The sequence below is a fragment of the Bacteriovorax sp. Seq25_V genome, from assembly GCF_000447795.1.
In the GTDB taxonomy this organism is placed as follows: domain Bacteria; phylum Bdellovibrionota; class Bacteriovoracia; order Bacteriovoracales; family Bacteriovoracaceae; genus Halobacteriovorax_A.
The window spans coordinates 326,230-346,258 of record NZ_AUNI01000020.1; the positions used below are offsets into that span (position 1 = coordinate 326,230).

Here is a 20,029-nt window from a genome sequence, read left to right on the forward strand (position 1 = left end):
TATCCTAATAAGTAATTCCATTCTTTTCAACATCTTCCCACTTTATTGTTTTTACAGTAGTTACTAATGAAGTTGTCGAATTTAATTCTTCACAGATTTCATTATACATTTTTTCAAGAAATTGCTTAGTTTCATCTATGTTCGTGACTATTGATGGGTGAAGTTGACATGAAATACCAAGTCTTCCATCCCATGTCATTATACACACTGAAATTGGGCAATATTTAATAGAGGGAGGAAAAACCAACCACTGGTATTGCTCTTTATTCTTAATTCTAAAATCTTCAAAAGGTTGTTCGCCTAGATTTGAGCAAAGTCCTAAATAAGGGCTTTTCGCATTGGCCCCAATCTTTCTTAGTCTTTTTTCTCCAATTAACTTTGGCGCATTGGCAACTATCTTGCCTCCCCAGATTATTCCTGATTTCATCTGCTCTTTTATTTGTTTATGTATGTTTTCTGGCTTTTGATTTCCTTGCGTGATAATACTTAAAGCAGTTGCATGATTGCCTTTCTTATATTTCTGTTCGTATGAGTCTCTAATGTTAACTGGCACCATCCAAACTTTCTTTTCTGTTGGGTTCACAAATATTTCACCAGCAACTTTATCTAACGCCCAAAGAATCAGAGTGTTTGTATTGATATTACGCTTCTCACATATCTTTTTTATTAGGGTTGTCTGTTCGTTGGTAAAATAGAAGTAAGCAAGTCCTGGTGATGTACCAGTTATTTCTTTCCTTTTAATTTTCCAATTATAATCGACAGGACTCTGACGCTTGAGATGTTTATAGGCCAATATCAGTCTCTTTATTTGTGAAGGTTTCTTATGGGCCTTAACAATCGGGAAGCGATCAATATTGATATTGTTATCAATTTCAAGAAGCTCTGTAATTGCACTAAGTCCATCGGCCAGATCGTGAGACTTCAGGAAAATCTTCTTCTTTGTATTCTCTCGATTTTCCTTGATGAAAATAATATCGATACACTCGCCAAGTTCTTTCATAATTTTGAACTTGATTCCAGACCAGTCAATTTCATCTTGTGATTTATTCATAAATGCTGTTTAGCAAGTTAATGGATTTTATGCAAGGTAAGTAATTGAAAATGTAATAAATATAAACAAGGAAAGGGGAGGTAACTATCTAAAAATAGATATAATACTTCCCCGTTATTGATTTTGTGATTACAGGTTGGCCTTTACAAGCTCAGTTGCTTTTTTGCCATCAAATTGGCCTTTTGTTCGCGCCGATAACTCCTTCATCACGCTTCCCATATTTGGCTTTTCTTGAGATGCCTTAATCTCATTGATCATTGCAATTACCTCTTCTTCACTTAGTTGCTTTGGAAGAAACTCCTCCATCACTATTACTTCTTCTTGAAGCTCAAGTGCTTGTGGTGATCCAGCCGGGTATAGTGAAATAGAATCCTTTATTTTCTTGGCATGTGAAATAACAATATCCATTTCTGGTACAGGCTTCTTTGCCGTATCATTTTCAATGAATAATTTTTTAAGATAACGAAGAACATTCAGTCTAATTTTATCCTTTGCCTTCATTGCTGTTATAATTTCTTTACTTACGCGATCTTTTAATTCAGACATAAATACTCACTTTTTTATTTGTTATAGACTAACTCAATACTTGGTTTTTCTCCATCAAAAATAACTTTTCCAATTTTTGTTACTTTTCTTTTTCCGTTTTCTAATTTCTCTTGGAAAACAATATAATCAAATGCAGTGGAGATTGAATACCTAATATCGTCCAGTGTTTTAGCATTGTAATCATTCAGTGCAAAAATTTCAATTCTTCTTAGGGCATCAAAGATATTGTCCGCACCAATTAGAGAGACAGAGCTATGTCCCTCATTGATAAGATTTATATAATCCACGACTTCTGATCCATGAATATCGTCTAGAACAATATAGTCAGCTCTCATTCTTCTTACAGCTTCGATTAGTTTTCTGACTCCCTTTGAATTTGAAGATTCTGCAATTAGGCGAGCAGTCATTTTTCTGTCGATAATGAGATTTCTAATTTTTTCGATTGTTATGACACGATTTGGCAGAGGGATAGAGTTTACGACAAGATTTAAAAGTGTTGTCTTTCCTGAACCGACAGGTCCTGCAATAATGATATTCTTATTTTCCTTTAGAAGTCCTTCTATAACATTTTTTCCTTCTTCATCTATTGCTCCATGTTTTAAATAATCCTCCCAGCCGAAAGTTTTTTGTGGAAGTTTCATGAAGTTAAGAATTGGACCAGTTTTATTAATTGTGCTTAAGATGATATTAACACTACGATAATCATCAAAGCTCAAATTGAGCGTTTCAGTTTCTTCTGTGATTTTGACTTGGAAATAATTAATAAGTGATAGAGTGAAATTTTCTAATTCTTCTCTATTTGAAAAAATATCTTTTAACTCAACAATCTTGCTATTTTCTGTGTAGTAGATATCCTTGTACGAATCGATAAATATCTCATCAACATTTGGATCGTTAAAGATAGAATATAATTTCCCAAGAACTTTTTCTAAGTTTGTATCTTTCATTTTGTTTCTCCCGTTATTGCTATTCTTTATGATCGTCTTTTTTTGGATCGAAGGATACTAGGGGTTCTCCTAGGATGATTATAACCATCTGTTTTTTAATGCATTTGCGAGACATTCTGTTCTATTTGTACTCTCTGTTTTCTTAAAAAGACTTGTGAGATGATATTCAATTGTTTTAGGAGATATTCTCATCGCACTAGCAATTTCCTTATTTGTAAAACCACCAGCTACATAGGAGAGAACTTCTTGCTCTTTGGGAGTGAGCGGTGACGATGTCGACACAGATATTTCATTACAAAGACTTGCTAGCTCATTGATTTTTGAACCCAAGTCATAAATGGCGGCGCGAAGATTTTGAATACTTGCAGACTCAATTCGCATGTAAGAATTTACATCCTTTTGCAGACTTTCTATCATGTCTTTGATTATCATATCAGTTTCCATATATATAATAATAACTAAATATCTGAAAATAAGTAGGATAAAAAATATTTACCTAATAAAAATATGATTTGGCTTACAGATTAATTACTGATAATTTTCAAAAAAAAATCAGGAGCCACGTAATGAAAAAATTATCTCTAATTATGATTTCGCTATTTTCTCTCAACATATCTGCACTTGATTGTTCTAAGTATGAAGCTCAAATTTTTGGTACAGTTCTTGAGTCAGCGACTACAGTTGATAATAGAGAGTTTAACTGTCAGTACAAGGTTGAGGTAGAAGAGCTTTTTCCTCACGTTTTCTGCTCTCTTGATTCATTTGAGATCGAAAATAATCTTGTTTTTGATTACTCGTTAAGTGGAAAGTGTCTTAAAGCTGGAGAGTCATTCTCTGGTTACATTGTAAAAGATGGATTAGGAATTATTTTTCTCGATTGATTAAACTGTAAGGCCCTACAGTTTAGTAATATGTTTTACTATTTCTTGTAAGGCCTTCGAGTTTTTGTTTTCAACTCGATAAATTAAACATAGCTCATCTTTAAAAACTGGCGCGTTTTTAACTTTTTCTAATTGACCACTACAAACTTCTTCTGTTACCAAACTCGGTAAAATCGCATAACCACAGCCTTCGAGGCAGAGCTTTGTCGCAGTTTCTAAGCTAGACGTATAAAGACGTTTATAATCGATATACTCTGTTTTTCTAAGCTTTGACATAATTGTTTGAGACTGCATTAAGTCTGGATCAGAAATTAAAATTTTATTTATTTTACTCTCAGGCATACCTTTGGATTTAAACAGTGTAACATTGTCATTTTTTAATTTTCTAATGATTAAATCAGGATGTTTAATCGGATTGATCACAATTCCTATATCAATATTATAGCTAATAACTTCATCTGTGATGATACGTGAGAGAGCGTGTTCGATCTTAAGATCCAGATGTGGACTATTTCTTAATAAGTTTGGAAGGATGTAAGGCAATGTGTAAAGTGAAACAGATGGATGGCATCCGATTGTATACTGACCCCTTATCTCATCATTTTCTTGATTAATAGATTTTTTTAAATTTTCCCACTGCTCAATTAGTTGTCTCGATTCCTTTAAGAAGAGCTTGCCGGCTCGTGTCAGTTGAACCCCACTTTTTGAACGAATCAAAAGCTCATGGCCAAGAGTTTGTTCTAGTTTTTTAATTGATTGAGTAAGTGTAGGTTGAGTGATCCCAAGTCTTGTTGCTGCTTTCGAGATATTCTCTGTTGCCGCTACTTCCAAAAAATAAATGATTTCATTGTGACTTGCTAACATAAAAAAAACCTATGATTAGTATTAGTTTATATAATTATATTTTATAAATGAATTTTTGTAACTTGTTTTCACCAGAAAAGGAGAGGGTTATGAAAAAAAGTATGTTATTTTTTAGTTTGTTTTTAAGTTTTCAAGCATCTTCATCAGAGAGATTTTCTCGGATATTGTTAGATGAAACACATCAATCTGCCGTTACGTTAAATACAGAAACTGTTCGCTGTTCTGCTGTGGGATATGGTTTTCCCGAACTGAAGGTTACTTTAGAATCTTTGAAGTGGGCAACAATCTTTGATCATTCTAATCAAGATGGACTAGGCCCTTGTATCACTGCGGGAACAATGCTCTGTGAAGATTTTACTGTCCCAGATGTATTAATTGATTCTCAAAATGAAACTGAAAATATTGCAGTAAGAGTTACTCTAACAGAAAGCTTTACAATCAGTGATCAGAAGTGTTTTAGGTCATTAGATGAGGATGTTACTACAACAATAAGAGGTATCCCATTCACTCATAGAAGATCAGCATTTTTAGGAGAACTTAATGTAGATGAATGTAAATCACTTATTAAGTAAAAAAGGAGACAGGCCTAGGCCTGTCCTCTTAACATGAATTCCCAATATAGTACCGGAAGTAAATATCTCTTAATAAGCCACATTGAGTAACGTTCTTTTGCAGGATTAAATGGAAAACTTGGAAGAAGAACATTGTCATATCCAAATTCGGCCATGATTACTTTTCCTTCATCAGTTACGAGTGGACATGAGCTATATCCATTATACTCTTTTGGCATCTTTATTTCACCATCGGCCATCAAGGATAGAAGGTTAGATACCACTACTGGAGCTTGCTTTCTAACCGCAGCTCCTGTCTTTGCTGTTGGTAGACCTGCTACATCTCCAAGAGAAAAAATATTTTTATATTTCTTGTGTTGAAGCGTGTGAATGTCCACGTCAAGCCATCCTTTCTGAGGTCCATCTTCATGAATGAGGTCTGACTCTAGAATGAAGTCATGGGCCGTCATTGGTGGCGTCACATGAAGAAGGTCGTAATCAAGTGTTACTTCATTAAGTACGTCACCATTTCCATTAATGATATTATAAGTGGCCTTCTTGTTTTTTAGATCGACTTTTTTTAGGTCATGGCCAAACTTGGTCTTAATGTTCTTTCTTGCGATAACCTTGTTTAATTCAATTGAAAAGATATCAATTCCAAAAATTGACTGTTTCGCAGAAGTAAAAATTGTTTCAAACTTTCCTTCTCCAAGATTATCTTTAATTAAACTCTGTGCGAGATACATAATTTTTTGAGGAGCTCCTCCACATTTAATGGCAGTGTTTGGCATTGTGAAAATGGCCTTGCCGCCCTTGAATGTATTAAGTTCTTTGAAGAAGTGATCTACTGTATTGTAATCATAGATTGAACCAATTCCTGGGTGATCAAGACGCCCATCAAGTCCTTCAATAAGGTCAGGTCTAAGTCGTAGACCTGGAGCAACGATTAAAAAGTCGTAATTAATTTTAGAGTTATTCGTCTCAATATAATTTTGAGATGCTTGGATTTTTGTAACAAACTCTTTTATCCAGTTTACATTTTCTGGCATGACATCAGCTTCTTCGCGTTCTGTGACTTCTTTGTTAATGATCCCTGCGCCTGCGAGTGTCCACATTGGCTGATAGTAGTGTTTCTTTGCAGGTTCTATAATTGCAATGTCAAGAGCTTGATCTTTCCTTAGAAGTTGAGCGGCCACAGTAATTCCTGCTGTTCCTCCACCAATAATGACAATTTTATGAGACAAATTTTTCAATTCTTGCATTATTTAACTCCTGAGTTGAAGTGTAAAACTTATCTTTATTTTTATAGAGAATGAAAAATCCCATCACAACTAAGAAAATAGCAAATGCTTTTTTTAGCTTAGCCTGTGAAACATATTGAATAAGATTACTTCCAATAATTATACCAATACTTGCGAAAATGATGAAAGTCCCAAGAAATGACCATGGTACCTCTACGAGATTTAAATAACCTACAAAGCCAGAGATCGAATTTAGGGCGATAATAAAAAGAGAAGTTCCTACTGCTTGTTTCATTCGTATATTAGCCAAGAGAACAAGTGCCGGAACAATAATGAAACCACCTCCAACTCCAACTATTCCTGTTACGATACCAACGAAGATTGCCTGTCCAGCAATCAGAGCATAATTTATTTTTTTCGACTCATCGATTTCTTCTTCTTTTCTTCCCTTGAACATAAAGAAGCTGGCGATAAGCATAATAATAGCAAAGAGAATTAGCTGAGTTGCCCCTGACATGAAAACAGAAAGCTTTGCCCCTCCAAATGTGCCCATCATGGCGAATGGTGCAAAAATTAGTGCAACCTTGAGGTTAATATTTCCTTTTCTATAGTGTCCAATAGAACCTATTAAACTCGTGGCACCGACAATGGCCAAACTTAGTGCAATTGATGTTTTAGGATCCATCTTTACGACATAGACAAGAATTGGAACTGTTAAAATAGACCCGCCACCGCCTAAAAGACCTAGACTCAATCCAATGAGTGTTGCGAGTAGGTATGCTAAAATCATAAAATCTCCCATTTATAGGTTACATGATAAATATTAGCTTATGGAGGGCATCTTTTTATATGATGATGATCAATGTTTAATTATTTTCTTCGAGATCTTGAGCAAATAAGTACAATCTCTCATAGTCAATGACTTCAATACTGCGTCCATCTTTTTTTATCAATTCTTGCTCTTCAAGAACTGTAAGAACTCTAGAAACGGTTTCAGTCTTCGCCCCACAGTATTCGCCAATTTCTTTTCTCGTCCATTTGTAATCTGGATACTTCGTTCTAAGGAAGGCGAGGGTTTGCACGATCCTTGCAGTCACCTTACTTGAAGCAAGAGAGCTGAACTTATTCTCTGCAATTCTCAACTCTTTTGCCAAAATCTGGGCGATATAGACAAGTAGCGTGTTATCTCGAGCTATAATTTTTGAAAAACACTCTTTAGGGATGAAGGTGATTTCACTATTTACGAGGGCCGTAGCATTGGCATGATAGGCTTCATTTGCCATCAACGAACGATGCCCAAAGAAGTATTTAGGGCTGAAAACTCGAAGTAGAGTTTCACTACCCGATACTGAGAGGCGAGTGAGCCCAATATAGCCCTTATTGATAAAATAGAGGCCCAAGGGGGCATCTCCTTCATTATAAATAATGTCACTTTTTTTGAAATTGAATGTGGTCACTTCTTGGCATTCTTCTTTAGTCAAAAGCTTAAGAAGATCAAAGTTTTTATCAAATTGGCTAAACATTCAATTATTTTATGGTTAAAATAAATAAAAAGAAAGTCTTTTAGTTTGACGATGGTCATGGTTTTTAACAGCTCCATTTGTTAAATTAAATTAGAACTTTTAAAAAGGGAAAATTATGAAAGTTGAATCATTCTTTGATAAAAATACATTTACTGTGACTTATGTTGTTTATGATGAGCAATCTAAAGATGCTGTAGTAATTGACTCCGTCTTAGACTTTGACTCACATTCTGGAACAATTACCAATGAATCTTATCTTAAGGTAAAAAATTATATTCTTGATAATGGATTAAAACTAAAAAAAGTTCTTGAGACACATGCTCATGCAGATCACCTAACAGCGGCACCTCTTTTTAAGAAAGATTTTCCAGAGGCCGCCCTAGTTATTGGTAAGGCGATCACTTTAGTACAGCAAACTTTTGCACCAGTCTTTAATCTTGTCGATCTCGATACAGATGGATCTCAGTTTGATATTTTAATGGATGAGGGAGATGTTCTGGAAGCTGGAACAATTAAGATCGAAGCAATCTCAACGCCTGGTCATACTCCAGCATGCTTAACTTATAAAATTGATAATATGATCTTCACTGGGGACGCTATCTTTATGCCAGATATGGGAACTGGTCGCTGTGACTTCCCAAAAGGAAGTGCTGAGGATTTGTATAATTCTATCCAAAAGCTATATAAGCTCAGCGATGACACAATTGTTTATGTTGGTCATGATTATGCTCCAAACGGAAGAGAGTATAATTGGCAGACAACTATTGGAGAGCTGAAGGCAAACAATATTCAATTAAAGGCCTCAACATCTAAAGAAGAGTTTATTGATTTTAGAAATAAGAGAGATGCCACTCTTGCTGCTCCAAAGCTTTTACTTCCAAGTATTCAAGTTAATATCGATGCTGGACATCTTCCAAAAAGTGAAAGTAATGATAAACAGTACCTTAAGATACCCCTAAATCTTAAGTTCTAGATCCTGCTATTGATACTATGAGTACTGATAAGAAATTTTAAAATATCAGTACTCGTCACAATCCCTGTTAATTTATAATTTGAATCTGCGACAGGGATACAGCTGATATTTTCATAGAACATCAGGCGCGCAATTTCTTGTATCGTTGAATGTTCGCTTGCAAAAAACACTTTCTCTGTCATGATTTCTTGAACCTCGTTATTGAAATTCAGTCCTCTTGATAGACTTTTTAAAAAATCTCGATCCGAGATTATTCCAATAATTTGATTGTCATTGTTTTCAACTAAAATATGACGAAAGCTGTAGCTTTCAAAAAAACTTTGTAACTCATCAAGTTTAGAATCTGATTTAATTGTCAAAATTTTTCTTGTCATAATCTCATTCGCTCGAACTTGAATAATCGAAGGAGATGCTTTTGTAGAGTTTTTGAGATAACTACCTATGGCCGATTTTTTGGGAGAGTTTTCAGAGAATGAAGAGCGATCTTCAAAATCTGCAAGAGGTCTCACTTCATGTGCTGAATTGACCTCTTGAGGTTTTTGTATCATTGGTCGTTTCACCTCTAGTTGAAGAGGTGAGAATTGCCCTTTAAATGATACAAGTAGAGACATTAACAGCCTGTGAAGTTAACTTCTAGTTCGATATTAACATCGTTCCAAGTCTTACCTTCGTGTAGTGCCTTACATGCATTATTGATACTTGTTAGGTGTTTACTCATGCTGAAATCGAAAACATCAATCGTACCTTTCGCATTTAATTTGGTTCCATCAAGTGTGTACGCTAGAGGAACTGTTCTCTTTTGCCCGTTGATTGTCATTTCTGTCGTAATCATTTTTTTTGATACTCCAGTAACAACACCGTCAATCTTTGTCCCCATAAAGAAGAACTCTTTTAGTTTTGCATCTCTTCCTGGGTTTGCTGTATTTACAGAAGCTGTATCTACACTAAATTTTGAGCCTTTTAAAAGAGTATCAAATGCTGTCTTGTTTTTCACTGGTGTAATTGTAATCTTATCAAATGAACCTTTAACTCCAGCTTTGGCAGGAGTTTTAAATGCTGTCCACTGAATCTTAGCTGCGCTTGCATCAAAATTTAAACATTGTGCTGATGCTGTGAAAGTGGTAAGTAATGCTGCAATTAAAAACATATATGCTCCCTATTAATTATGAATGAATACTATCCTCAGGAATTTTACATAGAACTTACAAGTAATGACAACCTTCTTGGTCGAATCACTGTGTTAAAACAAGCAAAGTCCTTCTCTATAGAAATTGATATTGTCTTGAAAGAGTCTCGTAAGATATTTAAGCATGTAGGGAGTCATTTTAATTTGTCTGACCATCAAGAGTCCATAGATTTTGGTATGATGAAGTTAAGTCAGTTTCTTGATAGTGTCAGAAAATAAACCTGTATGCGCCCAGTGTCAGTCAAAGTACTGACAATAGTTAAACCATTGGTGTGTGTAATATCAGATAGTTAGCTATTGGCATGTGTGTGCCAAAGTTGGCACGGCTCTTGCTTATATAAATACGTGTGTGTGTTGGAGATAGAAAAAAGGATTTTTTCGACTCCGTCAAAATGTCTCTCAAAAAAGCCCGCTAATTTCTTTAGCGGGTTTTTTTTTATTTAAACTAGGTCTAAATATTTTGGTGTTTATTGGTTGTTAGCTCTGAAAAATTTGTGGCCTAGTTTGAATAAAAAAACTGGTGAATTAATGAGCAAATCGCTCGAGCCCCTGTTGTTCCAAGATCATCAAAAAGAGGATTGTACTCGTAGAGTCCTAAATAATGTTTTGGATAAATCTCTTTATATCTTGAAAGAAGCTCTCTTAGAAAAGCCAGAGTTATACCGTCATGGTTAACGGCACTTACTGCTTTCATTTCACTTCCGTCTATTGCATCAATATCGATACTAATAATTATAACTGCGTTTTCGCTAAAACTAGAAAATAAGTTTTCTATAAACGATTTATTTTGATTCATATTTTGAGTTTGTGACTTAAGCTCTTTCATCGTCACAATATTCATTTTTATATCTTGATAATTTGAAGAGGCATTTGCAAAATCGTGAATACCGATTTGTATCAACTCAAGTTTCTCGCCAAGTTCATCAGCTAATTGCCTAAACGGGGTACCAGAGTGATGGACTTGATCTTTACGTGTGTCGAGATGAGCGTCTATATTGATAACACCTATTTTGGAATTAGTGGCAGCGATGGCCTTAATAAAAGGATAAATCCCATCGTGGCCAGATCCAATGTGAATGGTAGAGTCGCCTTTGTTTAGAAGATTTTTAATCAACTCTGTTTGCTCAACTTGAAATCTGTCAAAGTTCTCATCCTCGTTGGTAACAGTTTCAGAATGAAAAATATTTTTATTCGTGTTTGTATTTGCCATCTTTGAAAGCGTGGCCATAATCGCACGTGGTCCATAAAGACTTCCGTTGCGTCCACCGTTTCTAATCACTCCCGTATCACTTGAGCTTGTGATGAGATGAACATTTTCTTTGATATTTTTATTTGTGTTATTAATTTTTGCTTTGATTGAATCATCAACTCGTGACGATAAATTTTTATTAACTTCTTCCCATCTCATATATATTTCCTATACAATATTGCTATGAATAAACAATGGTACATTAACCAAGATGGTAAAAACAAGGGCCCATTTTCGGCCAGTGAATTACTAAAACTTGCTCAGGCAGGGGAGATAAAGGAATTTACTCTTTGCTTAAGAAAGGGCATGCCTTCTTGGATTCCTTTTTTTCAGGCTCAAGGTCTACTTGAGGCTGAAGTTGTACCACCACCTTTGCCTGATTTTCCGGACCTTCCGCCATTACCAAGTATAGAACCTGAACTTCCAAATATCCCTATGGATCTCGAGGAAGAGTCAGGTCTTGATCCGCTCGACGATGCTCTTCTTGAGTATGAAGATGGGGAAGCTGAACTTTTAATTGATGAAACTTCTGGAAACGAAGAGGGTGAAGATGAGGCCGTGAATGAGTTCGAAGCCGAGGATGATTTCGAAGCTGAGATAGACTCTAATGAATCTCATCATGAAGAAAAACGATCATTTCCAGTTTATACTTTCGCAGTAGGTGTTGTCTTTTCTCTTCTCTTTGTTGTTTTTTCTTTTCTCGTACTTGTTCCATCAGAATCAAGACCTACATTGTTTAAAAATGTCTCTATCGATGTGCTTGATCAGCTACAAACGAAACAACAGGGGTCTAAGTTCTACGTCAACCTTGGTCTTGATAAGAGTAGTGAAGTTATTTATGGAAGTTCTAATCTAAGCTCAGATGCTATTGTAAGGGCCGAGTTTAAAAGAATTGGCGTTGATAGCTATACAGACAAAATCTCATTTCATTCCTCTGCAACTCTTAAAGAAGGCGTTGTTAAATTTGATGATTTCGACTTCATTGAAGGTGAAAGAATTGTGCAGGGACTTTATCATGTAAGATTTCTTGCGAAGGTAATTGATCCTTGGCATAAGCTTAAAAACTTTGTCTTGAAAAAACCAAATGAGTTTTACTTCGAAAATGACTCTTACCTTATCCCTGCGAGTTTATCTGAATATAAGAAGCAAATTCAAACAATTCAGGCGAATAAGAAAATACACGAAAAGGAAATACTGATTTCTCTTGATCAGAAACTGCAGACTGTTGACTCTATTTTAACCTCATTGTCACTTCATTATCGTCTATCTTTGAACTTTAACACAGGTAAAGAATGTCGTAGTGAGTTTGAAAAGCGCTATCAAATGCAAGCAGGTCCACTTTTACAAAGTATTATTCTTGAAGATTATGAAAAGCTTTATGTGACTTCTGTACAACGTGCAGTTCTACAAGAAATTAGTGAGCAGATCCATGGTGTTGCAAAAGATATTGCGGCCATGAGTTCGGAGCTTTCTGCAGATATTAGTAAGTATACAAAAGTAACTTCAAAAATTAGATTAGCTAAAAGAGAAGCGCTCACCGTTTATATCGATGAGCATAAAGAAAAGATTCAAAAGATTAGAGATTCGATCAAACTTCAACTAGAAGAAGTTAAATCTGCGATATAGGGGATTCTTTTACAAAGAGTTCGCTGCAGTAATAACCTTTCTTTGGGTCTTTACTAACTTTTGCTCCCCAGAACTTTGTGTCATGTTCAAAAATCAGCTTTAAATCTTTTTCAATAATCATATCGAGAAATTCTACTTTGTTTTCTGTTGTAATCCCTGGACTAATATCGTAGCCCATGACCCAAGGAATACTAACGTGATTTGATGTTGGAATTAAGTCAGCAAGGTAGATGAATTCATCAGTATAAGGATGAGCAAGAAAAGGTGTGTGACCATGAGAACACTTAAAGTAGAGATTTTTATCATCACTTATTTTTAGTACCGTACCTTCTTCTCCATCGAGCCAATTTATTTTTCCTGCTTTGTTAGCTTCGTCAATAATTGGGGCAAATGTATCATAGTGAAAAGAGCCAGCATCTCTTTGTGTTGGATTCTTTGAATATTCCCAGTGTTTAGAGTGAAGGTGAATTGTGGCATTTTCAAAAACACTTACAAGTTTATCATCAACATTTTTAGTCAAACCGCCAATGTGGTCGAAGTGGAGATGACTGATGACAAGGTCAGTGATATCTTTGGTACTAAGACTTAAAGCTTTGAGTGTTTCTTCAAGAGGGTCTCTTTTTTGTCTTACATCAAATCGGCTATCAAATTTATCACCATGATAATCACCAATTCCTGTATCAACTAAAATGTTTTTGTCAGCTGTTTGGATAAGCCAAAGCCTAAGGTCTAGATCAATTCTGTTGAGTTCGTCAGGTGGTGAGACTTTCTCCCAGAGTGGGCGAGGAATAATCCCATACATTGCGCCACCGTCGAGTCTAAATAAACCTGGACTGATGCAAAAGTTTTTGATTTCACAAGAGTTCTTATTTTTTTCACTCATATCTATCATTTCTCCAATAGTTTCGAATATAATATGCCGATACGGTAGCAACATTATCGATATTAAACAATAAATTCCAAAAAAAACGGCAATTTATGAAGCGTTGCTCCTAGGAAGATAGGGGTTCGAGGTCTATCATAAGGCCAGTTACATCCATTTAAAAGTTCAATTAAATAGAGGAGAACTTATGAACGTACATGAGTACCAGGCCAAAGACCTAATGAGAAAAGAAGGTCTTAAGGTTCTTAATGGTCATGTTGCTAAAACTGTTGATGAGGCGGTTGAAGCGGCAAAGAAACTCGGTGGAAACATCTGGGTTGTTAAAGCACAAATTCACGCAGGTGGGCGTGGTAAAGCTGGTGGTGTTAAGCTTGCTAAGACTCTTGATGAAGTTAAAGCACACGCAACAGAGATCTTAGGTAAGACTCTTGTAACTCACCAAACTGGTCCTGAAGGTAAGAAAGTTTTAACACTTCTTATTGAAGAAGGTTGTGACATTGATCACGAGTACTATGCAGGTGTTGTTCTTGATAGGAACACTGGAAAGATCACAATGATGGCATCAGCGGAAGGTGGTGTTGAGATTGAAAAGATCGCAGAAGAAACTCCAGAGAAGATCATTAAAGTTGCTGTAGAGCCAGGTGCAGGATTTACTCCATATGTAGCAAGAAAACTTGCTTACGGTATTGGTTTAAAAACTAAAGAAGAAGTATCTGAAGCATCAAAGTTCTTTAAAGGGCTTTATGATATGTACGTTAAGTATGATTGCTCAATAGCTGAGATCAACCCTCTTGTTAAAACTAAGCAAGGTGAGATTCTAGCTCTTGATGCTAAACTTAACTTTGATGACAATGCTCTTTTTAGACATAAAGAAATCGAAGCTCTAAGAGACGTAACTGAAGAATCGGAAAAAGAACTTGAAGCTTCTGCTTTTGGTCTTTCTTATATCGAGCTTGATGGAAATATTGGTTGTCTAGTAAACGGTGCTGGTCTTGCGATGGGTACAATGGACATCATTAAGCTTCACGGTGGAGCTCCTGCTAACTTCCTTGACGTAGGTGGTGGGGCAACTAAAGAAGCTGTTCAAAAAGCATTTTCAATTATTCTTTCTGATCCAAACGTAAAAGCTATTCTAGTTAATATCTTTGGTGGGATCATGAAGTGTGACATTATTGCAGAAGGTGTTATCGCTGCTGCAAAAGAATTAAGTTTAAAAGTTCCTCTCGTTGTAAGACTTGAAGGTACAAACGTTGCTCTTGGTAAGAAAATTCTTAATGAGTCTGACCTTGATATCATTGCTGCAGACGATTTAGCAGATGCTGCTAAAAAAGCAGTAGCAGCGGCAAAAGGAGATGCGTAATGGCCATTTTAATTAATAGAGATACTAAGTTAATCACTGTTGGTTTCACTGGTAAGCAAGGTACATTTCACTCTCTTCAATCTAGAGATTACGGAACTAACTTTGTTGGTGGTGTAACTCCAGGTAAGGGTGGAACTGTCCACGAAGGTTTTCCTGTTTTTAATACAGTAAGAGAAGCAATTGATAAAACTGGTGCAAACGCGGCCATGGTTATGGTTCCTCCTCCATTTGCAGCTGATTCAATTCTTGAGTGTATCGACGCAGAAATTCCTCTAATCATCGCGATTACTGAAGGGATTCCTATTATTGATATGATTAAAGTAAAAGCAGCGCTACAAGGTTCTAAGTCGAAACTAATTGGACCAAACTGTCCAGGTGTTATCACTCCAGGTGAGTGTAAGATTGGAATTATGCCAGGTCATATTCATATGCCAGGTAAAGTTGGTGTTGTATCACGTTCAGGTACTCTTACATATGAAGCGGTTTTCCAATTAACTCAAAGAGATATTGGTCAATCAACATGTGTTGGTATCGGTGGTGACCCTGTTAACGGAACTAACTTCATTGACGTTCTTGAACTATTTGAAAAAGATCCAGAAACAGAAGCAGTTATCATGATCGGTGAGATCGGTGGTTCAGCAGAAGCTGACGCTGCAAGATGGATCCAAAAAAATATGACGAAGCCAGTTGTATCGTTCATCGCAGGAGCTTCAGCTCCAGCAGGTAAGAGAATGGGTCATGCAGGTGCTCTAATCTCTGGTGGTGATGATACTGCTGAAGCTAAGTTTAAAATCCTAGCTGAGTGTGGAATTACTGTATGTCGTTCACCTGCTGAGCTTGGTGAAAAAATGGAAGCTGTTCTTAAATCTAAATAGTTATTTTTGATTTGAGCCGGGATACTTGCCATTTTACGAGTATCCCATTATAGCTGTAGATAATTAGATTTTATTCGTTAAGGAGACAATACAATGGAAAGAACGTTTAGTATTATTAAGCCAAATGCGGTACTTGATAACAACATTGGGAACATCATTAAGAAATTTGAAAGCGAAGGGCTAAGAATTGCTGCTGCAAAACTTACTCACCTTTCAAAAGAAAAAGCAGAAGGATTCTATATTGAGCACAAAGAAAGACCATTCTTTGGTGAACTAGTAGCATTCATGACTTCAGCTCCAGTTGTATTAATGGTTCTTGAAGGTGAAAACGCTGTTGAGAAAAATAGAAAAATTATGGGAGCAACTAACCCAGCTGAAGCTGAGGAAGGAACTCTAAGAAAGCTTTACGCAAAATCAATCGGTGAAAACGCTGTTCACGGATCTGATTCAGCTTCTGCTGCAGAAAGAGAAATCAATTACTTCTTCGACAAGAATGAAGTTCTTCCAAGATACTAATTTTTAAAATTATATTTTGAAATACAATGAGGCCCTGCTTAATGCAGGGCCTTTTTGCTTCATTCTTGGAGAAGAAGGTACTTCTGAGATACTTCGCCGATGAAAAGTGACAGTGTCACTTTTCAACTTGTAATGAAGATGTAAAACGAAATACTTTGCCTTAGAGTTCGGCGAAGGGAAGTTCTTCCAAGATACTAATTTTATGTCCAGGATGGATGGTATGTCGACGGGAGGCAGGAGCCGAAGTCGACGATGGCCCGATGGACGGTATGTCGACGAGAGGCAGGAGCCGAAGTCGACGATGTGCGAATGTCCTCGTTCTAAGTTCACAATCTGCGTTTACTATCTATTTATTAGATTGAGTTCATTCTATTTATCTATTTTACGTTGCAGTCTGATATTTGTATAAACCCCTAAGTCAAGTTCTTAGGGGGGACATATGAAATTTCTTTTTACACTTCTATTTTCTGTATCAATCTTCGCTGCAAATATTAAATGTGAGTCATTCTATCAAATTGAGCAAGATTTTGGGCTAGACGTTGAAATGTCGTTTACACTCAAAAGTTTTGGAGATGGAGAGTATCACATTAAAGATAGAAATATTTCATTTGCTGTTGATGCTGATGAAGGAAGTCCTTGGTATGAATTTAATGGTTCGTCTGAAAAGGTAATCACTAATAACAAGAGTTATAAACCAAGAAAGTATAAAGGCCACGTACAGTTTGATTATACATCTGGTCTTGATGAAGTGAATGGTGAAGAAGGATTTTTTGGGTATACAAGTTTTCTTTTACCAATCTCCTCAATATCTGATCTTCATGTTGGCAGCGAGTTTAAGGCCATACTAATAATGTCTTGGGTTTCAGATCATTGGGGAGCAAGTAGAACTCTTGGTTGTCAGGTTACTTCGTTGTAGCAATAAAGTCTTTCTCACCTTGAATTAATTCTTTTAAATACTCGGGCATCTCAAGATTAACGTCAGTGATGCCCATTTTTTCTAAGACATACTTCGGCTCAATCAGCTTACCTTTTAACATTCCAACTTTAACAATTGCCTTTGCGCAAAGCTTTCCCTTGTGAATGAAATCCTGTTCAACATAGAACCATTTGTCGTCAAACGAAATAAGTTTAGTGACAAGAGAAAACCTCGCAAAAGGTGGAATTTCTCTTCTAAATACAATATTCACAGAGGCCGCTACAGCCTGCCATTTATACTTTAAAGCCGCTTTAAACAGTCCCGAGCGCACGGTTGCATCCATTCGACCTATATCCATAAAACCGAGGTACTTTGCATTGTTGAGGTGTAAGTTAAAATCAATATCAAGAGGCATGACAACGAAATTTAATTTGAACTCTTCAAGAAAGGATTGCTTTGGAATAAATATCCATCTGAGAATATGATGTGGAGTCCTAAAATTCATTTATATGCGCCTTGATTTTTAAATAATTATTTGTTCCAATATTTCTAAATAAAATAAAGGAAGTTTAATGTTGAAAGTTCTATTTTTGTTTACTTTTCTTTGTTTGGCAAATGCAGCAAGTATTGTGCCTCGTGAGAAAATCAAAGTTTCTGGAAAAATCAAAGAAGGAATTAGCAAAGAGTTTCAAGTTAACTATCTTGAAAAGTTTGGTATTCAAAAAGTTAAAATTAATGACCCTTACACAAGTGATAAGGAAATTGATTTTGAAGGACTTTCAATTGATGATATTTTTAAAGTTTTTGCTCCAGAGGCAAAGACTGTCGATGTTACAGCAATCAACCTTTATAAAATTAAAATTGAAAAAGGCAGTCCTGTCGCAAAGAATCTTTATTTTGTTTTCAAAGAAGATGGCAAGTATATAACTGTTGAGAGAATGGGACCCCTTCGAATTGTTCGAAGTGGTCTTGGGGTGATATCCAAAGACAATCTCGTTCTAGAAGGTGCTCCTTGGGTTTGGATGGTAAGCGAGTTAAAATTTGAATAAAGAAGATTATCAAATTCTCGATAGTGATCATGATAATATTAATAGAAAGGCAAAAATTCTAAGTGCCCTTGTATTTCTCATCATGATTTTAATTTTTTTTATCATAGGAAATTTGAATTCCTATGATAGTAAGACAAATATCTATAATAATAGATTGTACTCACGCGTTCATTTGCAAGTCTCAAATGCTCTATATGATTCTAATTTTTTAATGGAAAAGTATCTTCGAACAAATAACTTCGCAGTGCTTGAAGACTCTTTAACTAGGTTGAAGTCAGCACTAGCTCTTTTTAGATCAAGTGCTGATCATGACTTCGGTGACATTGAGGGGAATCCTTCTCTTCGTAATATTGTTAATTCTAAAAATACGATCAAAGAAATCATCGATCAGTTTGAAGCAGAGGTAAGTAGAGTTCAGGCCGGTGATGAGGTAAATGTTGTCGAACTCTATAATATTGAGTACCGCATCTCGACATTAATAAAAGAAATCCTGACAATGGAGGCTACATATTGGAGGGAGCGCCTTGTTGATTTTCACTATATTCAAAAGGGCCAAAGAAATAATAAATATTTTCTGATCGGACTTGGAATATTGACTTTAACTTTAGTAATCACTCTTCTTATTTTAATCGCTCGAAGAAAGCGTCTCGAGAAAACAGTTAAAGACGGTCAATTAAGAATTATTAATGCCTCGAAAATGGCATCTCTTGGTGAATTTTCAGCTACAGTTGCTCACGAAATTAACAATCCTTTGTCCATCATTCTTTGGCGTCTTGCAAACCTGGAAAAAAGCATTATCTCAGATGGATATGATGAAAAAATTATTAAAGGTATTGCAAGCGTCAGAGAACAGTCTCGTCGAATTGATCGCATTATTAAAGGTATTAAATTACTCGCTAAAAATTCAAACGACGTTGATAACGAAAGATATGATATCGATGACTGTATTTTTGAATTTAAAGAACTTGTTGAGCACCGCTTACATATTGAAGGTATTAACTTATACATCGACAGTCAGGTGACATCGAGAAATTGTCTCTTTGGAAAATCCGTCCAGTTGATTCAAGTCCTGACGAATTTATTAAATAACTCAGTTGAGGCAATCCTTAATGATGATGAAAAATGGATAAAGCTTACCATTAAGGAAGATCATGAAGTTATTACTATTTCTTTTATGGATTCAGGTCATGCTAGCAATATTAAAAACTCGGATAAAGTTTTTGAGGTCTTCTATTCGAGTAAAAAAGATAGAGGAACTGGACTTGGACTCGGTATTTCTAGGCAAATTATCGAAAGCTTCAATGGGACATTAAAGTTCAATGTGAACTCTGTTAACACAGAGTTCCTCATTACACTTCCAAAGTTTTCTTAATTACAAGAGCTAATTTTCTTTCTTCTGATGTGAACCCATTTCGCGTTCCAGCTTTTTCTTGGATTAATTTGTGTAAATCCACCTAGAGGCTCAGTTCTACCTGGTTGAATGATAACTTTTCCATTATTAAAAAATTCATTCTTAATATTGTGCCCTTCTGTGATTAAGCTTACGATACAAACAGGGAAATCTTCATCATTTGTAGCTCTAACAACTTTTCCACGATTAATCTTGCCATCCATTAAGTAAGCTCTTTCAAACTCAACATTTTCAAGCTTTAAAAATGAAGAATAGATTGATGTTGTATATTCTGTTGCTAGTGTAGATAGAGTGATAAACGAAATGAGTAGTAGTTTCACAATATGTCCTTTTGTTTACTTTTAAATATCATTTAATACAAAAGGGATATCGTCAATTATT

25 protein-coding genes are annotated in these 20,029 nt (G+C 35.7%); 11 read left to right on the top strand and 14 right to left on the bottom strand.

Features of this window, described 5'->3' with window-relative positions:
• Nucleotides 1–4: 4 nt before the first annotated feature.
• From M900_RS14265 to M900_RS14280, 4 genes are all read right to left on the bottom strand, one after another.
• Nucleotides 5–1,051, bottom strand: a complete 1,047-nt coding sequence (locus M900_RS14265) for a hypothetical protein (protein ID WP_021275571.1) — start codon at nt 1,049–1,051, stop codon at nt 5–7.
• Nucleotides 1,052–1,180: 129 nt separating this feature from the next.
• Nucleotides 1,181–1,597 (bottom strand): GatB/YqeY domain-containing protein, encoded by a 417-nt coding sequence (locus M900_RS14270; protein ID WP_021275518.1) that lies wholly within the window; start codon nt 1,595–1,597, stop codon nt 1,181–1,183.
• Between the two features lie 14 nt (nt 1,598–1,611).
• Complete coding sequence (locus tag M900_RS14275) at nt 1,612–2,544, bottom strand: ATPase, T2SS/T4P/T4SS family (RefSeq protein WP_021275331.1); 933 nt, start codon at nt 2,542–2,544, stop codon at nt 1,612–1,614.
• A gap of 78 nt (nt 2,545–2,622) precedes the next feature.
• Complete coding sequence (locus M900_RS14280; RefSeq protein WP_021275397.1) at nt 2,623–2,976, bottom strand: helix-turn-helix transcriptional regulator; 354 nt, start codon at nt 2,974–2,976, stop codon at nt 2,623–2,625.
• A 134-nt stretch (nt 2,977–3,110) separates the two neighbouring features.
• On the opposite strand from M900_RS14280, the gene M900_RS14285 reads away from it, so the two are divergent.
• A complete protein-coding gene (locus M900_RS14285) occupies nt 3,111–3,425 on the top strand; it encodes a hypothetical protein (protein WP_021275346.1) in 315 nt (104 codons plus the stop codon).
• A gap of 15 nt (nt 3,426–3,440) precedes the next feature.
• On the opposite strand, the gene M900_RS14290 is transcribed toward M900_RS14285, so the two are convergent.
• Complete coding sequence (locus M900_RS14290; RefSeq protein WP_021275592.1) at nt 3,441–4,289, bottom strand: LysR family transcriptional regulator; 849 nt, start codon at nt 4,287–4,289, stop codon at nt 3,441–3,443.
• Between the two features lie 89 nt (nt 4,290–4,378).
• Here M900_RS14290 and M900_RS14295 point away from each other — a divergent pair, with 89 nt between their 5' ends.
• On the top strand, nt 4,379–4,861 hold the full coding sequence (locus M900_RS14295) for a hypothetical protein (RefSeq protein ID WP_021275485.1): 483 nt from the start codon (nt 4,379–4,381) through the stop codon (nt 4,859–4,861).
• A 14-nt stretch (nt 4,862–4,875) separates the two neighbouring features.
• Here M900_RS14295 and M900_RS14300 read toward each other — a convergent pair whose 3' ends face one another.
• The 3 genes from M900_RS14300 to M900_RS14310 form a co-directional block, all read right to left on the bottom strand.
• The gene (locus M900_RS14300) at nt 4,876–6,102 is read right to left on the bottom strand and encodes an FAD/NAD(P)-binding oxidoreductase (protein WP_021275555.1); all 1,227 of its coding nucleotides are present in this window, start codon (nt 6,100–6,102) and stop codon (nt 4,876–4,878) included.
• Nucleotides 6,074–6,871, bottom strand: coding sequence for a sulfite exporter TauE/SafE family protein (locus M900_RS14305; protein ID WP_021275634.1), 798 nt, complete (start codon nt 6,869–6,871; stop codon nt 6,074–6,076). Before M900_RS14305 ends, M900_RS14300 begins: the two co-directional genes overlap by 29 nt.
• 76 nt (nt 6,872–6,947) lie before the next feature.
• Entirely contained in the window at nt 6,948–7,604 is a 657-nt protein-coding gene (locus M900_RS14310) for a Crp/Fnr family transcriptional regulator (protein WP_021275664.1), read from the bottom strand.
• A gap of 115 nt (nt 7,605–7,719) precedes the next feature.
• On the opposite strand from M900_RS14310, the gene M900_RS14315 reads away from it, so the two are divergent.
• Nucleotides 7,720–8,577 (top strand): MBL fold metallo-hydrolase, encoded by an 858-nt coding sequence (locus tag M900_RS14315; RefSeq protein ID WP_021275660.1) that lies wholly within the window; start codon nt 7,720–7,722, stop codon nt 8,575–8,577.
• Here the strand turns inward: M900_RS14315 and M900_RS14320 are convergent.
• Together M900_RS14320 and M900_RS14325 are read right to left on the bottom strand one after the other, a co-directional pair.
• Nucleotides 8,574–9,125, bottom strand: a complete 552-nt coding sequence (locus M900_RS14320) for a CBS domain-containing protein (protein ID WP_021275534.1) — start codon at nt 9,123–9,125, stop codon at nt 8,574–8,576. The two genes, M900_RS14315 and M900_RS14320, sit on opposite strands and share 4 nt — an antisense overlap.
• Before the next feature lie 62 nt (nt 9,126–9,187).
• Entirely contained in the window at nt 9,188–9,724 is a 537-nt protein-coding gene (locus M900_RS14325; protein ID WP_021275503.1) for a YceI family protein, read from the bottom strand.
• Between the two features lie 18 nt (nt 9,725–9,742).
• On the opposite strand from M900_RS14325, the gene M900_RS14330 reads away from it, so the two are divergent.
• On the top strand, nt 9,743–9,982 hold the full coding sequence (locus M900_RS14330; RefSeq protein ID WP_021275453.1) for a hypothetical protein: 240 nt from the start codon (nt 9,743–9,745) through the stop codon (nt 9,980–9,982).
• A gap of 280 nt (nt 9,983–10,262) precedes the next feature.
• On the opposite strand, the gene M900_RS14335 is transcribed toward M900_RS14330, so the two are convergent.
• Nucleotides 10,263–11,171: an arginase family protein gene (locus M900_RS14335; RefSeq protein WP_021275370.1), complete on the bottom strand. Its 909-nt coding sequence runs from the start codon at nt 11,169–11,171 to the stop codon at nt 10,263–10,265.
• A gap of 24 nt (nt 11,172–11,195) precedes the next feature.
• Between M900_RS14335 and M900_RS14340 the strand changes: the two genes are divergently transcribed.
• Nucleotides 11,196–12,638, top strand: coding sequence for a DUF4339 domain-containing protein (locus M900_RS14340; protein ID WP_021275463.1), 1,443 nt, complete (start codon nt 11,196–11,198; stop codon nt 12,636–12,638).
• On the opposite strand, the gene M900_RS14345 is transcribed toward M900_RS14340, so the two are convergent.
• Complete coding sequence (locus M900_RS14345; RefSeq protein ID WP_021275615.1) at nt 12,622–13,521, bottom strand: MBL fold metallo-hydrolase; 900 nt, start codon at nt 13,519–13,521, stop codon at nt 12,622–12,624. The genes M900_RS14340 and M900_RS14345 overlap by 17 nt on opposite strands.
• 187 nt (nt 13,522–13,708) lie before the next feature.
• Between M900_RS14345 and sucC the strand changes: the two genes are divergently transcribed.
• The 4 genes from sucC to M900_RS14365 all read left to right on the top strand — a co-directional run bounded on the left by sucC (nt 13,709) and on the right by M900_RS14365 (nt 17,188).
• Nucleotides 13,709–14,881 (top strand): ADP-forming succinate--CoA ligase subunit beta, encoded by a 1,173-nt coding sequence (gene sucC / locus M900_RS14350; RefSeq protein WP_021275392.1) that lies wholly within the window; start codon nt 13,709–13,711, stop codon nt 14,879–14,881.
• Nucleotides 14,881–15,756 (top strand): succinate--CoA ligase subunit alpha, encoded by an 876-nt coding sequence (sucD, locus tag M900_RS14355; RefSeq protein ID WP_021275296.1) that lies wholly within the window; start codon nt 14,881–14,883, stop codon nt 15,754–15,756. The genes sucC and sucD overlap by 1 nt, the downstream gene beginning before the upstream one ends.
• 93 nt (nt 15,757–15,849) lie before the next feature.
• Nucleotides 15,850–16,272, top strand: a complete 423-nt coding sequence (gene ndk / locus M900_RS14360; RefSeq protein WP_021275659.1) for a nucleoside-diphosphate kinase — start codon at nt 15,850–15,852, stop codon at nt 16,270–16,272.
• 439 nt (nt 16,273–16,711) lie between these two features.
• Entirely contained in the window at nt 16,712–17,188 is a 477-nt protein-coding gene (locus M900_RS14365; protein ID WP_021275321.1) for a hypothetical protein, read from the top strand.
• On the opposite strand, the gene M900_RS14370 is transcribed toward M900_RS14365, so the two are convergent.
• Nucleotides 17,175–17,693 (bottom strand): acyl-CoA thioesterase, encoded by a 519-nt coding sequence (locus M900_RS14370; RefSeq protein ID WP_021275398.1) that lies wholly within the window; start codon nt 17,691–17,693, stop codon nt 17,175–17,177. The two genes, M900_RS14365 and M900_RS14370, sit on opposite strands and share 14 nt — an antisense overlap.
• A gap of 67 nt (nt 17,694–17,760) precedes the next feature.
• Here M900_RS14370 and M900_RS14375 point away from each other — a divergent pair, with 67 nt between their 5' ends.
• Both M900_RS14375 and M900_RS14380 read left to right on the top strand, forming a co-directional pair.
• Nucleotides 17,761–18,237 (top strand): hypothetical protein, encoded by a 477-nt coding sequence (locus M900_RS14375; RefSeq protein WP_021275580.1) that lies wholly within the window; start codon nt 17,761–17,763, stop codon nt 18,235–18,237.
• Entirely contained in the window at nt 18,230–19,609 is a 1,380-nt protein-coding gene (locus M900_RS14380; RefSeq protein WP_021275467.1) for a sensor histidine kinase, read from the top strand. Before M900_RS14375 ends, M900_RS14380 begins: the two co-directional genes overlap by 8 nt.
• Here the strand turns inward: M900_RS14380 and M900_RS14385 are convergent.
• Nucleotides 19,606–19,968 carry a hypothetical protein gene (locus M900_RS14385; RefSeq protein WP_021275501.1) on the bottom strand — a complete coding sequence of 121 codons (363 nt, stop codon included), beginning with the start codon at nt 19,966–19,968 and terminating at the stop codon, nt 19,606–19,608. The genes M900_RS14380 and M900_RS14385 overlap by 4 nt on opposite strands.
• Between the last annotated feature and the right edge of the window lie 61 nt (nt 19,969–20,029).